This window comes from Nostoc sp. FACHB-280, from assembly GCF_014697615.1.
In the GTDB taxonomy this organism is placed as follows: domain Bacteria; phylum Cyanobacteriota; class Cyanobacteriia; order Cyanobacteriales; family Nostocaceae; genus Nostoc_B.
In genome coordinates, this window is the sequence record NZ_JACJSD010000046.1 from 1 (window position 1) to 15,688 (window position 15,688).

The following is a 15,688-nucleotide window of genomic DNA, read 5'->3' on the forward strand; positions in this document are numbered from 1 at the left end:
AGCAAGAACTTATTCTGATTTAGCGAAAGCGATTGAAAATGCTTTTAGCCAAGTCTCATTAAATGACATTTATAATTGGTTTACACATTCTTGTTACTGCACCTCACCAGAGTAGAAAACGCTATATATGGATTTATCATCATCAAATCAATTACAAAATCCCCTGTTACAAAAAATCGCCCAAACCAAGCGTCGCCAATCAAAAATTCGAGATAGTCACATAAATTTATCACATGGTAGCGGCGGTAAAGCCATGCGTGATTTAATTGATGATGTCTTTATCCAGAGTTTTGATAATCCAATTTTGAGTCAATTAGAAGACCAAGCCAGCTTTAATTTAGCTAATCTTTTACAACAAGGAGATAGACTTGCATTTACCACTGATTCTTATGTTGTAGACCCATTATTTTTCCCTGGAAGCGACATTGGAGAATTAGCAATTAACGGCACAATTAATGATTTAGCAGTTAGCGGTGCAAAACCTTTATATCTTACCTGTAGCGTCATTTTAGAAGAAGGATTACCCCTAGAAACCTTACGCCGTGTAGTAGCAAGTATGCAAGCCGCAGCCAAAAATGCAGGTGTGCAAATCGTTACAGGCGACACAAAAGTAGTGCATCGTGGTGCTGCTGATAAATTATTTATTAACACTGCTGGTATTGGTGTCATTCCCACAGGCGTGAATATTTCAGCACACAATATTCAACCGGGAGATGCCATTATTATTAACGGCGAATTAGGAAATCATGGCACTGCAATTTTAATCGCTCGTGGAGAATTAGCCTTAGAAACTGATATTCAAAGTGATTGCCAACCCTTGCATAGTTTAGTTGCAACCATCCTCAACGTTTGCCCTGAAATTCATGCCATGCGGGACGCAACACGCGGCGGTTTAGCCACAGTATTAAATGAATTCGCCCTCACATCTAATGTTGGCATTCGCCTTCATGAAGAATCTATTCCTATCAGAGAAGAAGTCAAAGGAGTATGCGAAATTTTAGGTTTAGAACCCTTATACTTAGCCAACGAAGGTAAATTAGTCGTAGTAGTAAAACAAGATAATGCCGACAAAGTTTTAGCAGCCATGAAAACTCATCCAGCAGGTAAAGATTCCTGTATAGTTGGTGAAGTTATCGCCTCACCTCCCGGCGTTGTCTTCCTCAAAACAACCTTTGGTGCTGAACGAATTGTAGATATGCTAGTTGGCGACCAATTACCAAGAATTTGTTAAATACTTCTCTTTATTCTCTTTGCGCCCTTTGTGTCCTTTGCGGTTCGTTAAAAAAATTAATTTTAACTATGCACGAACTAGGAATAACCCAAAATATAGTAGCCATCGTCACCGAACACGCCAAAGGCATGAAAGTACAGAAAGTAGTCTTAGAAATTGGCAAACTTTCAGCCATTATGCCCGATGCGATTAAATTTTGTTTTGATATTTGCTCAAAAGGCACACTTTTAGAAAATTCCCTATTAGAAATTATCGAAATCCCAGGATTAGCCAAATGTCGTCAATGCGGGGCGGAAATTGCTCTTGATAAGCCTTTTGGTGTTTGCCAATGTGGTAGCGTGCAACTTGATTTAATAACTGGTGAAGAACTCAAAATTAAAGAAATAGAAATAGAGGAAATATGTGTGTAACTTGCGGTTGTTCTGATGATGCTGAAGGCAAAATTACAAATCTCCAAACTGATGAAATTAATCACCATCACGACCATCATACCCACACTCATACTTTACCCGATGGTACTGTGATTACCCATTCCCATCATCATGATGAAGCACCACAAATTCATGCCAAAATGCACGGCACAACTATATCTTTAGAACAAGATATCTTAGCAAAAAATAATTTATTAGCAGCCCAAAACCGGGGATGGTTTAAAGGTCGAAATATTCTCGCTTTAAATTTAATGAGTTCTCCCGGTGCAGGTAAAACAACATTATTAACTCGCACTATTAATGATTTAAAACAGCAATTACCGATTAGTGTAATTGAAGGCGACCAAGAAACAACTAATGATGCTCAAAAGATAAAAGAGACAGGCTGTAAAGTTGTGCAAATCAACACAGGTACAGGCTGTCATTTAGATGCGTCGATGATAGAAAGAGGGTTACAACAACTCAACCCGCCGCTAAATTCTGTGGTGATGATTGAAAATGTTGGTAACTTGGTTTGTCCAGCTTTATTTGATTTGGGTGAACACCTCAAAGTTGTAATTCTTTCTGTCACGGAGGGAGAAGATAAGCCGCTAAAATATCCCCATATATTCCGCGCCAGTGAGATGATGATTCTCACCAAAATTGATTTATTGCCTTACGTGCAGTTTGATGTGAAACGCTGTATTGAATATGCTAAACAAGTGAACCCGCACATTCAGGTTTTTCAAGTGTCGGCGATGACTGGTGAGGGTTTAGATAGTTGGTATAAGTGTCTGACGGAAAAGGTGGGGGATTTGTCTATACCAGTTTGAATTTTATTTCACGCAGAGGCGCAAAGAGGAGAGGATTTTAACAAACCACAGAGGCACAGAGGACACAGAGAAAGAAGAGTTTTAAAGAGTTACTTCTTTCTTCATACCTTTGCGTCTTTGCGCCTTTGCGCGAGGTAATTCATCCTTGGCCGCAACACCAAACATAAAAACACAGATGCACATTGTCACCTGTGTTTATTCATATATATCTGCGTTAAGCGAGATTCAACACCTTGCGTAACAGTGCTTGGTCTTCTATTTTCGCTTTGAGGCGGCCATTTTCCACATCTCGAATCCAGCTTTGGCTTTTGCCGGTGAGTTTGGCTAATTCTCGTTGGGAGAGATTTAAATTTTTGCGGGCTTCTAAAATCTGTTCGCCAACTAAATCGCCTGTAAGTCTGACTCGTCTTCGGTTTTTGATAGTGCGTCGTTGCTTCTTTTCAGAATCAGAGATTTGCTGTTCCCATTCTGGCGGTAGTTCAAATGACAAAATCCGCGCGTTCATCAACAGGTTCCATTTTCCACGGGGGCCGGAATCTGTCAGTCGGGTTTCGCCACCACCATCATTAATCCAAAATTCTAAGGCTTCGTCTGGATCTTCAGGTATGCCCATTAACTTCGCCCACAATGGTTGAATTTCCAAGGGGTAAGTTACTGGGTCAAACATCGGTTTGATACCCAAATGATTCAGCACTTCTAAGTCATTTTCAAATGTCCGCAATAGTCTTTTGCGTTCTTCTCGCTGTCGGGAAGCTAAGGTAACTTTTTCCTCACCATAAGCAATGCGTAACAAGGTAGGAACAGTGATGCGTTGTTCTCTACCCATCTTGGTTTTAAAGAGTAACCACAACATGAGTCGGACTGCGCCTTCGTGTTGTTGCCAAATACTCATAACCGTGGTGAGCAAGGTTTTGGGCAAACTACCGTATTGGTAAAAGGCGCTGCGCTCTTTACAAGCTTGTTTGTTGAGGAAATGCTGCGCCCAAATTCCGGCGCGAATTTTGAAGGTTAGCCCAACCAGGTATTTACAGCCTATGTCATCTTCTTGGAAGTGGTGTTGGATATGGACTAAGTGCCACAAGCGAGATTGAGTAACGGAAAATCCTTTGACGCGCCCTTGTTGCGGCCAGTCAATAGAGATTAACAGCGAGCAAGCTTGTTGGACAAGATTTTTCATTAAGGTGAGTTTGGCAGTTTTACTTAAGTCTTTGCGCTTTTCTAGCCCCAAGTATTTTTCTATTTGCCGTTCATCTAGGGAAAATTCTTGCTCCCAAGGTTGTTCTAAGGTTGTGGCGTAGGCGGCAAATATTAAATGGATACAAGCCGCCCGAATATCCATTGTTTCAATCGCTTCTAAATTAGTGATACGATCGCTAACTTGGAAGGGATGTTGAATGTGAAAGGCGATCGCACCTTTGCCTTGGCTGACTTGTCGGCTGTAACATAGATATCCTTCTGCATCATGTTCCCAATTTAAGGATGTGCGTTGAGCCAATACATTACACGCCTCCCAAATTGCGATCGCTGAAGCAAAAGGGTTATTCTTCCCATTAGAAAATAAATCCGGGCTGGTAGCATCTCGCGGTTCGACTTTACATCTCCCCTTTTTTGCTTGCCACGGTATGGGAGAATTGGTCGGACAAGCTATTACACATTGCGGTTCTGGATAATAGCCCTCACAATTGTTACACAGACAAGGATCAATCCAATATTCATCGTCTTCTAACTGAATCGCACCCGTAGGACATTGGGGACGGCAGTTATCACATCCAACGCAACTGTTGTTAGGAATTGTATACGGCATAAAACTTCTTCCCACCTAATCGTTGAGATGTTTGGCTCAAGTCTCCCCTGGATGTGTCCTGTTTATTTATCACTCGCAACCACATTAATTACCTAGCAAGAAGTAAATTTTCTTGCTGCGATAATTGCCCACATCCATATTCAGACTTAGTATCCAAGTAGAGGCTCAATTAGGCTTTTCAGCCCAGCCGAATCTTTATTGTTCATTAACTATAAATTTCATAAATATTTAGATGATTTTGTTCATCATGAGCTTAGGAAATTTTCTTAAGCTTTCATATTTTTTTAACTACTAACCTTTAATGTTTGGCTTCAAAACCTTAACCCAAGGATTTTTGCTGAATTTTTATACACACAATCATTTAGCATAATCCCATTTATTAATAATTTTAATATTTAATATCAAGCTAACTGCTGCTACAAAAATCACATTTTTAATTAAAATGCTCAAACCACCTGCTATTCTATTGATTTGGGCATTTTTATTGCTAAATAACAATACGTTGCTAATACAAATTGCAAATATATTTATGTAATGAAAGAACATAAGGTTTGTATAGTGATTTACTGTCTTTTTGATATCGGTCAAAAACTGCAAAAGAATTGCATTATTAATTCAGGCAATCATTAACTTTAAGGTAATTGATTTAACTAAATATAGGACATTCAAATCCCTGACTTGTTGAAGAAGTTGGGGATTTTGGCGTACAAGAATCATTGAATACTAAAATTATTATCAAAAAATATATAAATTATTGCTATAAAATCTCATTTAAATAATCAAAATAAACCTGAAAATAGACCAAAAGTCATCAAACTTTAATGAAAGAAAAATTAATCGTTTAACAACAAAACAAAACAATTAGATTAAGTTAGTATGAAATTAAGTACAAACGATTAGATTGGCGAAATCGCCGAAGGTTTATTCATGGCAGCACTAACAGGATTGACATTTGGAGGTAAACCCTGGACACCTAAATTTGCCCAGGAGATTGACAAAGATAAATGTATCGGCTGTGGCAGATGTATTAAAGTGTGTGGGTATAGTGTGCTGGATTTAAAAGCACTCAATGAAGAAGGTGAATTTGTCGAAGATGAAGAAGATGATGAAATCGAGCGCAAAGTCATGGTAGTTGCTCATCCAGAGAACTGCATTGGTTGTGAAGCTTGCTCTCGGATTTGTCCTAAAAACTGCTACACCCACGCTGAATTGAACAACTAAATATTGGCGGAAGGTTGAAAGTTGTTGTTTTGGTAAGGGGGTACTCAGCAAGGTAAATTGAGGGGAATTTATATAGCAGGTGACAGGTGACAGGTGACAGGTGACAGATGACGGGGTTATAATCCTGGGTTTGTTAAGTGGAGCATCTGTAAATTTCCTAAACCATGTTTCAAGTGCTATTTAATTACTAGGACTAGTGAAAAAGTTCGTAGTAAACAAATGCGTAAATTTTAAATTGTTACTTATTAACTAAATCATACTTGCTGCTATTTTGAATGTTCAAAATCAGAACTAGTAGTACCCTCTGACAACAACTATTACGGCTTGTAGAACTAGAAGGTACTCTTGTCTAATTCATTAGAAATATTGTTAAGTTTTTGGGGGAAGGATCTGAAGAGATTTGGAAAATTCCCCCAAGTTTTACATTATGTAAGATACAACGTTAATAAGTAGAACTCAAAAGTCAAAAATCAAATTATCGACAGAATTTGATTATAAGCTTTTGTACTGATTTTAATCGTGAAGTTAGGTGTGTTACTGAAGTATCAAAAAATGAAGTTACATAAATTTCCTACTTCAGATTTCATACTAGCCTGCGGCAAGTGGCTGCGCGTCTACACACTTCAAACTTCATACTTACAGGAGCTTTTATGCAACAAATTCCTGTTTCACTATGGACGCTAGTTGCTGGTATGGCAGTTACAGCGTTTAGTGTTTGGGTTGGTCAAAATCACGCACTATTACCAGTACAAGCATCACAACAAGCACCTTTGGTAGATGGATTTTTTAACATCATGTTTACCATTGCGATCGCTTTATTTCTGGTTGTAGAAAGCACCATTCTGATTTTTTTAGTAAAGTTTCGTCGCCGTCGTGGTGACGAAACCGATGGTTTACCAATAGAGGGTAATGTTCCTTTAGAAATTTTCTGGACAGCTATCCCATCAGTGATTGTGATTGGTTTAGGCATCTATAGCGTAGATGTCTTTAATCAGATGGGTGGTTTGGAACCAGGAAGTCACGCCCATTCTCCGGCTCATGTTGCCCATAGTTCTGGAACTGCCCTAGCTGCTACCTTCAATAATACCCCAGAACCAACTTCAGCCCCAAGCATTGGCCTTGGTGCGAGTAGAGGAGAAAGCAAACCTGCGGATTTAGTAGTGAACGTTACCGGAATGCAGTTTGCTTGGATTTTCGAGTATCCCAACGGTGGCGTTACTGCTGGTGAACTACATATTCCTGTGGGTGCTGATGTACAGTTGAATTTGTCAGCCCAGGATGTAATTCACGCCTTTTGGGTTCCGCAATTCCGAGTGAAACAAGACGCACTTCCCGGTATCCCCACTCAATTGCGCTTCACCGCCACTAAAACAGGTACTTATCCCGTCGTGTGTGCGGAACTGTGTGGTGGCTATCACGGTTCCATGCGATCGCAAGTCATCGTTCACACACCAGAAGAATACGATAGCTGGTTGAAAGAAACCCAACTCGCCCAAAAACCAGACTTGCAAAAAGCGATCGCTGTTAATCCCGCCGACTTATCACCCTCCGAGTTCCTTGCGCCTCATATCCAACACCTGGGCGTGAGTGCAGCAACTCTAGAGTCAATAGTCAAAGGTCAATAGTCAATGGCCAATAGACCTTTTAAAAGTCGTTATTTGCGAACTTTTATTTGCGCCTTTGCGCCTTTGCGCGAAACAAAAAAAGACCAATGACAAAGGACAAACTTATGACACAAACAGAATTACCTCGGAATACACCGCCCGATAAGAATCCACAAGTAGCCGTTACCCATACCGCACATCCTAAAAAGTGGAAATGGTACGACTACTTCACCTTCAACATTGACCATAAAGTAATCGGGATTCAGTATCTAGTCACGGCGTTTTTGTTTTACCTGATCGGTGGATTGATGGCGATCGCCATTCGCGCCGAACTCGCCACCCCAGATGCGGATATCCTCGATCCCAATCTGTATAACGCCTTCATGACCAACCACGGGACAATCATGATTTTCCTGTGGATTGTTCCCAGTGCGATTGGGGGATTTGGCAACTATCTAGTACCGTTGATGGTTGGTGCTAGGGATATGGCATTCCCCAAACTGAATGCGATCGCCTTTTGGTTAAACCCACCAGCCGGATTATTACTGCTGCTGAGTTTCCTGTTTGGTGGTTCCCAATCAGGTTGGACAGCTTACCCACCACTGAGTTTAGTCACCGCGCCAGTTGCCCAATCTCTATGGATTTTGGCAATTGTCTTAGTAGGTACTTCCTCAATTTTGGGTTCGTTGAACTTTGTCATCACCATCTTAATGATGAAAGTCCCCAGTCTGAAATGGGATCAACTTCCCTTATTCTGCTGGGCAATCTTAGCCACCTCCGTACTAGCACTTCTCTCTACACCTGTGTTAGCTGCGGGTTTAGTGTTGCTATTATTTGACATCAACTTCGGCACATCCTTCTTTAAACCAGATGCAGGCGGTAACGTTGTTATCTACCAGCATTTATTCTGGTTCTATTCTCACCCGGCAGTATATCTGATGATTCTGCCAATTTTCGGCATCATGTCCGAGGTGATTCCCGTTCACGCCCGTAAACCAATTTTCGGATATAAAGCGATCGCTTATTCCAGCGTCGCCATCTGCGTCGTCGGGTTGTTCGTTTGGGTACACCACATGTTTACCAGTGGTACACCCGGCTGGATGCGGATGTTCTTCACTATTTCTACCCTCATCGTTGCTGTTCCCACTGGCGTAAAAATATTTGCTTGGGTTGCGACCCTCTGGGGTGGAAAAATCCGCTTTACCAGTGCCATGCTATTTGCGATCGGTTTATTGTCGATGTTCGTCATGGGTGGTTTAAGCGGCGTGACAATGGGAACAGCCCCCTTTGATGTTCACGTCCACGATACCTACTATGTAGTTGGACACTTCCACTACGTCTTATTTGGTGGTTCCGTATTTGGTATTTACGCAGGTATATATCACTGGTTCCCCAAAATGACCGGACACAAGCTAAACGAATTTTTGGGACGGGTTCATTTTGCCCTCACCTTCATCGGGACAAACCTTACCTTCTTACCGATGCACGAATTAGGTTTACAAGGTATGCCCCGACGAGTGGCTATGTATGACCCCCAGTTCACTAGCTTGAATGAAATTTGTACCATCGGCGCATTTATCTTAGGCTTATCAGTCATCCCCTTTACCATCAACATACTGTGGAGTTGGAGTAGAGGCGAAGTTGCAGGTGATAATCCTTGGCGGGCTTTAACCCTAGAATGGACAACCAGTTCACCTCCATTGATTGAAAACTGGGAAGTCTTACCCGTAGCCACTCACGGCCCCTACGACTACGGCCATAGCCCCGAAGCACAACCCACCACAACACCTGAAGTGAGTGCGTAATTTAGATCCCCCCTAACCCCCCTTAAAAAGGGGGGAACATGACTCATATATAGGACTTACGCAAGAAATCTCTCAGACTCTTATAACTTCGCGTCCTACCCTGCGGGAAGCCGCTATTGCGTCCTTTGCGCCCTTTGCGGTTCGTAAAAAAAGTTAGGTATTCTCACTCACAACAGTACAGGAGTAAAGGATGAGAATGTAGCCCCCCTTTTTAAGGGGGGTTGGGGGGATCTCCAACACCCTTGTTAGAAATTCAGATGGTAAAAATATGACAGTCGCCACACCCAGCGAACATCACGGACATGAAGCCGAACATCATCCAGATTTGCGAGTTCCGGGATTATTAACCTTCCTCATCTCGGAATCTTTAATGTTTGGCGGATTCTTTGCCACATACTTGTTCTTTCGCGGCACTACAGAAGTTTGGCCGCCAGAAGGTACAGAAGTAGAATTACTCGTACCGACAATTAACACCATCATCCTGGTGTCTAGCAGTTTCGTCATTCACTTTGGTGATATGGCGATTAAAAAGAATAACGTCGCCGGAATGCAATGGTGGTACAAAGTGACCGCCGTTATGGGCGCAATGTTTTTGTTAGGTCAAGTGTATGAGTACCTAACCTTGGGATATGGCATGACAGCCAATATCTTTGCTAATTGCTTTTACATCATGACAGGCTTCCACGGATTGCACGTATTTGTGGGACTGTTATTGATTTTAGGAGTATTGAAGCGATCGCAACGTCCCGGTCATTACTCCGCCACCAAACACACTGGCATCGAAATGGCAGAAATTTACTGGCACTTCGTAGACATCATTTGGATTGTTCTCTTTTCTTTGTTGTACATTCTCACACAGTTTTAAAAGTGAGTAGGGAGTAGTAAATTAACCCACTCACTACTCCCTACTCCCCACTCCCCATCTACAATTATGCAAATAGATACCAACAGATTTTCTTGGTTTCAAGTACCAGAAAATGTCAAAAAATTACTAATTCTCGCTGCTGATACTTGGCATAATAATTCTGAATCCGAGAAATATATGCAACAAGCCATCACCGAAGCTGGAGACAATACAGACATTTTAGTTTCAGCTTATAGATATTTTTACTACAAAAATAATTATTCTCTCGCCTTGCAAACAACAACTAAATTATTAGATAAAATTAAGAAAGCAGAAAATTTTCCTGAAAATTGGGAACAGCTAAAACCCATACTCATAAATCGGAGGGAAGAAAACCAAATCAGATTGTACCTAAATGCTTATGCTGCGACTGGTTTGGTTTTAGCTAAATTAGGAAACATCGAACAAGCCAAAGAAATCAGCATCAGGGTGCAAGAAATTGACCCCAAACATGATTATGGTGCTGGTATCCTTCTGGATATTTTGACACGTCCAGCCGAGGAAGAAGATTGAATAGTCAATTGTCATTAGTCATTAGTCATGAGTAATTAGAAAAAATGACAAATGACAAATAACCAACACTCAACGATCAAAATTTACAAACCATGATGAACAATTTCTATTTTGCTCGACCTCTTTCCACCTTTACCCTACCCGAAAATCCCCTGCCCAATACTGTTCCTTTATCACCTGTAAGTCTTCCTGAAACTAACTCTCCTTGGTATGCAGCACCAGTAATTGTTATGCCTTCAACTTCTCAATTTAGATTCTAAAAGTTATGCAAGGTAGGGATTGGCTACTTACTGGAGACGGTCAGTATCAAATTTGCAAATCTGTCAGAGCATGGGATTTATTGCGAGAAAATTATCGCCTCTATCGTTTTTTGACTGAGGTAGAAGATATTCTCAATGGTGTTGAGGATGAATCTAGCCGTCTACCAGAAATTAGGATGTTGGTGAGGCGCTTAATTGCCAATTCCTACTGGGTGAGAAGTCAACATTTAGAGCCTTGTCCCAAAACAGGTACTTCTGTTGTTCTCTTATACGATGAATTGGGTTTTCCGTTAACTGTTCAAACAGTAACCTTTGCACCAGGAACAACTTCAAACATCCATAATCATGGCACTTGGGGAGTTGTCGCGGTGTTAAAAGGTCAAGAAAAAAACACTGTTTGGCGACGCACAGACAACTCAACATCTTCAGGTAAAATTGAACAAACAGGAGAAATAATTTTATCTCCTGGAGATATTGTGAGTTTCACTCCTGATGCAATTCACAGCGTGCAAGCAGTCGGTGATGAACCAACTGTGACTTTCAATATTTATGGGGAAACTGATCCAAAACAACGATTTGAGTTTGATTTAGTTACCCATACTGCACGGAAGTTTTAGTAGAGGGGTGTAGGGGTGTAAGGGTAGAAAGGGTGTACTTCGACTGCGCTCAGTAAGCAGGGTGTAGGGGAAGATTATGTGAATCAGCATTTTTAACCACAAGAAAATCTCACAAACATAAACATCTTTCCCTTATACCCCTACCCCCTTACACCCCTACACCCTAATTGAGAGGGTTCTCTGCGTAAATCCTAAACCATTTAAGTGGATTAGGAGCAAGCACAATGGCAAGAGTAATTTTTTATGAAAAACCAGGCTGTAAAAATGGTACTAGACAAAAAGTGTTGTTAACTGCGGCTGGTCATGAAGTAATTTCATACAACTTATTAACCGAACCTTGGACGATTGAGCGTTTACGGTCATTTTTTGGGAATCGCCCTGTATCTGAATGGTTTAATCGGGCTGCACCCAAGGTAAAATCTGGGGAAATTGTACCCGAAAATATCGACGCAGAAACCGCCTTGGTACAGATGTTGCGTGACCCGTTATTAATTCGCCGTCCTTTAATTCAAGTAGGCGATCGCCGCGAAGTCGGTTTTGAGGTCGAAAAACTTGATGCTTGGATTGGCTTAAAACCTGTAGATGAATCCTTCCAAGCTATGAGTGAAGACCTGATGAGTAAGGATTTGCAAGGCTGCGCCCACGGTGGTAATCACCACCATGACCATGAACATGGCCACGGTCATGGTAATTGTAAACATTAAATTAAGTAAAAAGTAAAAAGGCAAAGGGCAATAAAGACATAAGTAAAAAGTAAAAGGGCAAAAGGTAAAAAAGTTTATTTTCTATTTTTACTGTTTACTCTTCACTTTTTACTTTTTCCTTTTTACTTTTGCCTTCTTAACTAAGGCTCAAATCTTGAAACATTGCTGTGCTGAGGTAACGTTCGCCGAAGGAAGGCTGAATCATCACAATCAAACGACCAGCATTTTCTGGTCGTTTTGCTACTTGCAATGCAGCACACAAAGCCGCACCTGAAGAAATACCAGATAACAAACCTTCTTCTTTGGCTAACCTGCGTCCGTACATCATGGCTTGGTCATCGCTAACTCGGATGACTTCATCCACCAATTCCAAGCGCAGTACGTCAGGGACAAAGCCTGCACCAATGCCTTGAATTTTATGAGGGCCTGCTTCGCCACCAGAGAGGACAGGGCTGTTACTGGGTTCAACTGCGATCGCCTGTAAACTAGGTTTACGTTGTTTCAATACTTCGGCAATTCCGGTAATTGTTCCGCCAGTCCCAACGCCAGCAATCACAATGTCTACTTCCCCGTCTGTATCTTCCCAAATTTCTTCGGCGGTGGTTTCGCGGTGAATTTTGGGGTTAGCTGGGTTGCGGAATTGTTGCAGCATATATGCGTCCGGTGTATTCGCTACAATTTCCTCAGCTTTGCGAATTGCGCCCCGCATTCCTTCTGGGCCTGGTGTCAACTCTAGTTTTGCACCATAAGCACGCAGCATTGAGCGCCGTTCTTGGCTCATAGTTTCTGGCATAGTTAAAACTAGGCCGTAACCACGGGCGGCAGCGACCATTGCCAAAGCGATTCCAGTATTCCCAGATGTCGGTTCGACTAAAATGGTTTTTCCTGGTGTAATTAACCCTTCAGCTTCGGCGTTATTAATCATACTTACGCCAATCCGGTCTTTTACAGAAGCGGCTGGGTTCATTCCTTCGAGTTTGGCAAGTATCCGCGCCACTGCACCTTCAGCTTGGGGAATTTTATTTAGTTGAACTAAGGGAGTTCCACCGATTAGTTCTGTAACATCTTTAGCAATTCGCATAAATTAACTCCTAGCCTTTTAATTTTAAAACTGCCTATTTACTTATAACTATCATTTTTGGGTAATTGCTGGGTTAAGCGATCGCCAAAACTATTTCCTTTCACTAAAGCATAAATATGTAACATCCAGAAATAATTTTGGTTAATTTACATCTAAATTCAGATTTTTGATGTCTATTGACAGAAAAGCACAGTATTTAAGTATTGCTCAACACTAAACATCAGCTTGTTTTGAGAAACTTAATTAGGTTGCTTACGTCTAACAAGCATATAAAAACTCATTTCATATTTTTCAATACATCACCAATCAAATCAACAACCTATTTAACAGTTTGCTAAAATATCCATTTTTCCAGATATAAACCCATAAAATGTCATTTAAATACAGCAAAACATTTAATTCATCAAATTCTAATATTTGCTAATTAATTAATTGAAATTATCTCCAAATACTGCTATTTAGAGCCTTAATTCTTCATCTTGAGTACAAAAAATATTCATCAAAAATTATCTAAAAAAATCGTTTTTATCTATAGCCTGTCTAGCTTTAAAGCTGAGTGCAGAAATTCCAGACCCCCTACCAAGCAATACTAGCCCCTCTGCCCAGAAATACTAGACCCTGTAACCCCAGCAATTTTTATAAAACTTACACAGCAATGCTTTAGGGCTTTGAGTACCGATTTAATCAATTTAATAAACTTAATCCACACCAACTAAACAGCCACCTCCAAAGGCAACTGATATAAAACATATAGGATTTACGCAGAGATTCCCCTCTACCCCCCGAAATTCCCTAGCTTGCTAGAGAACTAGGGGGGACTTCTTAACTAGATATTTTCAGATAAGAGTGCGTTAATTCGACAAGTATAAAAATAGAAATTAAAAAAATTAGGTAATTATTCACTAGTTATTAAATCTACAAAATAGATACCCGACTTCTTTGAGAAGTCGGGTATCTGAAAACCACTAACTATGTAAAACTCTCTTATCTAACCTGTAACCTATCACCTGTAACCTATCACCTGTAACCTATCACCTATAACCTCCAACCCCTAGCCTCTACCCCAAGGATGAAAGTCAAAATTCTCAATGTTCTTACTGTTTGCCTAGTAACATTAATCGTAATTTCTCCAGCAATGGTAGTCCTGAGAGTAGTTTGGGAAAAGCATGGAGAGTTAGTTAAGGCACAGAATTTAACTTGTGAAGTTAATAAGATTAACGAAGTCAATCAAGCCTGGTATCCCCCGGTAACGGCTGGTATTAATAATTGCGATCGCTACATCGTGAACCAACCGCTCACAACAGATTATATCTATAAACTTGCCATTATTCTCCAATGGTTTATCTTGCTAACCCCTGTATGTATCGGGTTAGGAATTCTTGTATACGACAGGTATCTAGCGCATCGCGCCGCCGTATATCAAGAACAAGTAGAAATGTTAGAAAGACTTTGGCGACAAAGTATTGAACAATAATCAATTCACCTCACACAATTACAAAATATTATGACTGAAGAACGGCAAGCTCAATATTTTGATTTAATCGATCAATTACTACAATGTCCTAATGGCCAAGAGCCAGCAGTTTTAGAAGCAAACTCAGAACTAGTTGATGCTAACCTCATCGAAGCAATGGCAAAAGTAGCCACAATGTTTGCTCACGATGGTAATCAAGATGGTGCTAAATTTTTATTTCATGTAGCTCGTGAGCTTGCCAAACAATTAGGTTTATATCCTGACTTTAACAATTCCGAAGCTGCAAAATCTGAATGAAGTTGCCTAACAAGGAGTAATCATGCTACTTACGGCTACTGATGCTGGACATATAGCGTTAGAGTTTCTCTTAGCAGACTGGAATATTCGTGACGAATATCGAGAGTGGTTTACTGTTATCAAATCTCGTTTAGTTGGCGAGAGTTGGTACATTGTTGAGTTGGGTGTGGAAGGTTTTCCTGATAAATGGTTTATTCAAGTCTACGATACAGGAGAATGCGATCCAAGCTATACTTTTGTTTCTCCCATCAGTGGTAAAGAAGGATTTTCTGACTTTTGTGATTTACCAGAAATAATTGCTGAAGTATTAGTAGCAGAAAGAAAATCTCGGTAATCAATATAATGATTTAAAACATCTATCAAAAGTTCGGAAGTTTTAGATCCTCGATTTCTTAAAGAAGTCGGGGATTTTAGATTATAAATGAATTAACTATCCACTATTATCTATTCATAAAATTAAAACTAATTCACCATGTTTTCTATATATTATTTAACCTAAAAATGCAATATAAACTACACTTTATGTCATGCTTGGTTGACAAATATATGTTATATTAAATAGCGTGATGAAAGCTACAGAAACATCAGCTAAAATGATTACTGAAGATATCATCGCTCAAGAATTCAAACGAATTATCAGCGAGTATTATCCAAAGGTTGGAGAACTATTAGACGGGTGTCATGTGAAAGTCATCACCTGTTTTTGGGGAAGACCGCCTAGACGTTTGCAATACATAGGTATTTATTGCTCTGAAGAAATGTTGCCCCACATTAGAGAACAGCAAAAAATCCTCAGAGACATAGCCGACAATATGGGATTAGTCCAAGTAGTTTGTATGAATGCCAAACGCTTGATTCGAGACCCCAAATCGACGCTCAAAGATACCGATCCACGCCTGTGGTTGGAGTTGCAAATGGTAGCAACCTAAG

General features: G+C 40.5%; 17 protein-coding genes. 15 read left to right on the forward strand and 2 right to left on the reverse strand.

The features are described 5' to 3' along the window. Window positions 1-127: 127 nt before the first annotated feature. From hypE to hypB, 3 genes are all read left to right on the forward strand, one after another. Window positions 128-1,231: a hydrogenase expression/formation protein HypE gene (gene hypE / locus H6G75_RS25950; RefSeq protein ID WP_190982799.1), complete on the forward strand. Its 1,104-nt coding sequence runs from the start codon at window positions 128-130 to the stop codon at window positions 1,229-1,231. 68 nt (window positions 1,232-1,299) lie between these two features. After that, entirely contained in the window at window positions 1,300-1,641 is a 342-nt protein-coding gene (locus tag H6G75_RS25955) for a hydrogenase maturation nickel metallochaperone HypA (RefSeq protein WP_190970294.1), read from the forward strand. Then, a complete protein-coding gene (gene hypB / locus H6G75_RS25960) occupies window positions 1,632-2,474 on the forward strand; it encodes a hydrogenase nickel incorporation protein HypB (RefSeq protein WP_190982800.1) in 843 nt (280 codons plus the stop codon). Before H6G75_RS25955 ends, hypB begins: the two co-directional genes overlap by 10 nt. A 214-nt stretch (window positions 2,475-2,688) precedes the next feature. Here the strand turns inward: hypB and H6G75_RS25965 are convergent, their stop codons facing one another. Further along, entirely contained in the window at window positions 2,689-4,278 is a 1,590-nt protein-coding gene (locus H6G75_RS25965; RefSeq protein ID WP_190982801.1) for a helix-turn-helix domain-containing protein, read from the reverse strand. A 927-nt stretch (window positions 4,279-5,205) separates the two neighbouring features. On the opposite strand from H6G75_RS25965, the gene fdxB reads away from it, so the two are divergent. The 8 genes from fdxB to H6G75_RS26005 all read left to right on the forward strand — a co-directional run bounded on the left by fdxB (window position 5,206) and on the right by H6G75_RS26005 (window position 11,906). Continuing rightward, complete coding sequence (gene fdxB / locus H6G75_RS25970) at window positions 5,206-5,499, forward strand: ferredoxin III, nif-specific (protein WP_190982802.1); 294 nt, start codon at window positions 5,206-5,208, stop codon at window positions 5,497-5,499. Window positions 5,500-6,149: 650 nt separating this feature from the next. After that, window positions 6,150-7,124: a cytochrome c oxidase subunit II gene (locus H6G75_RS25975; protein ID WP_190982803.1), complete on the forward strand. Its 975-nt coding sequence runs from the start codon at window positions 6,150-6,152 to the stop codon at window positions 7,122-7,124. Between the two features lie 104 nt (window positions 7,125-7,228). Further along, a complete protein-coding gene (gene ctaD / locus H6G75_RS25980) occupies window positions 7,229-8,908 on the forward strand; it encodes a cytochrome c oxidase subunit I (RefSeq protein ID WP_190982804.1) in 1,680 nt (559 codons plus the stop codon). A gap of 268 nt (window positions 8,909-9,176) precedes the next feature. After that, window positions 9,177-9,773, forward strand: coding sequence for a heme-copper oxidase subunit III (locus H6G75_RS25985; protein WP_190587824.1), 597 nt, complete (start codon window positions 9,177-9,179; stop codon window positions 9,771-9,773). Between the two features lie 66 nt (window positions 9,774-9,839). After that, window positions 9,840-10,325 carry a hypothetical protein gene (locus tag H6G75_RS25990; protein ID WP_190982805.1) on the forward strand — a complete coding sequence of 162 codons (486 nt, stop codon included), beginning with the start codon at window positions 9,840-9,842 and terminating at the stop codon, window positions 10,323-10,325. 92 nt (window positions 10,326-10,417) lie between these two features. Further along, window positions 10,418-10,585 (forward strand): hypothetical protein, encoded by a 168-nt coding sequence (locus H6G75_RS25995; RefSeq protein WP_190673653.1) that lies wholly within the window; start codon window positions 10,418-10,420, stop codon window positions 10,583-10,585. 5 nt (window positions 10,586-10,590) lie between these two features. Continuing rightward, window positions 10,591-11,202, forward strand: coding sequence for a cupin (locus tag H6G75_RS26000; protein ID WP_190982806.1), 612 nt, complete (start codon window positions 10,591-10,593; stop codon window positions 11,200-11,202). A 224-nt stretch (window positions 11,203-11,426) separates the two neighbouring features. Next, window positions 11,427-11,906 carry an ArsC/Spx/MgsR family protein gene (locus H6G75_RS26005; RefSeq protein ID WP_062291905.1) on the forward strand — a complete coding sequence of 160 codons (480 nt, stop codon included), beginning with the start codon at window positions 11,427-11,429 and terminating at the stop codon, window positions 11,904-11,906. Between the two features lie 136 nt (window positions 11,907-12,042). Here the strand turns inward: H6G75_RS26005 and cysK are convergent, their stop codons facing one another. Then, window positions 12,043-12,987 carry a cysteine synthase A gene (gene cysK, locus H6G75_RS26010; protein WP_190982807.1) on the reverse strand — a complete coding sequence of 315 codons (945 nt, stop codon included), beginning with the start codon at window positions 12,985-12,987 and terminating at the stop codon, window positions 12,043-12,045. A 1,069-nt stretch (window positions 12,988-14,056) separates the two neighbouring features. Here cysK and H6G75_RS26015 point away from each other — a divergent pair. From H6G75_RS26015 to H6G75_RS26030, 4 genes are all read left to right on the forward strand, one after another. Continuing rightward, entirely contained in the window at window positions 14,057-14,461 is a 405-nt protein-coding gene (locus H6G75_RS26015; protein WP_190982808.1) for a hypothetical protein, read from the forward strand. Between the two features lie 30 nt (window positions 14,462-14,491). Further along, window positions 14,492-14,758 carry a hypothetical protein gene (locus H6G75_RS26020; RefSeq protein ID WP_190970308.1) on the forward strand — a complete coding sequence of 89 codons (267 nt, stop codon included), beginning with the start codon at window positions 14,492-14,494 and terminating at the stop codon, window positions 14,756-14,758. Window positions 14,759-14,780: 22 nt separating this feature from the next. Continuing rightward, complete coding sequence (locus tag H6G75_RS26025) at window positions 14,781-15,092, forward strand: hypothetical protein (protein ID WP_190982809.1); 312 nt, start codon at window positions 14,781-14,783, stop codon at window positions 15,090-15,092. A 232-nt stretch (window positions 15,093-15,324) separates the two neighbouring features. After that, complete coding sequence (locus tag H6G75_RS26030; RefSeq protein WP_190970306.1) at window positions 15,325-15,687, forward strand: hypothetical protein; 363 nt, start codon at window positions 15,325-15,327, stop codon at window positions 15,685-15,687. The last annotated feature ends 1 nt before the right edge of the window (window position 15,688 follow it).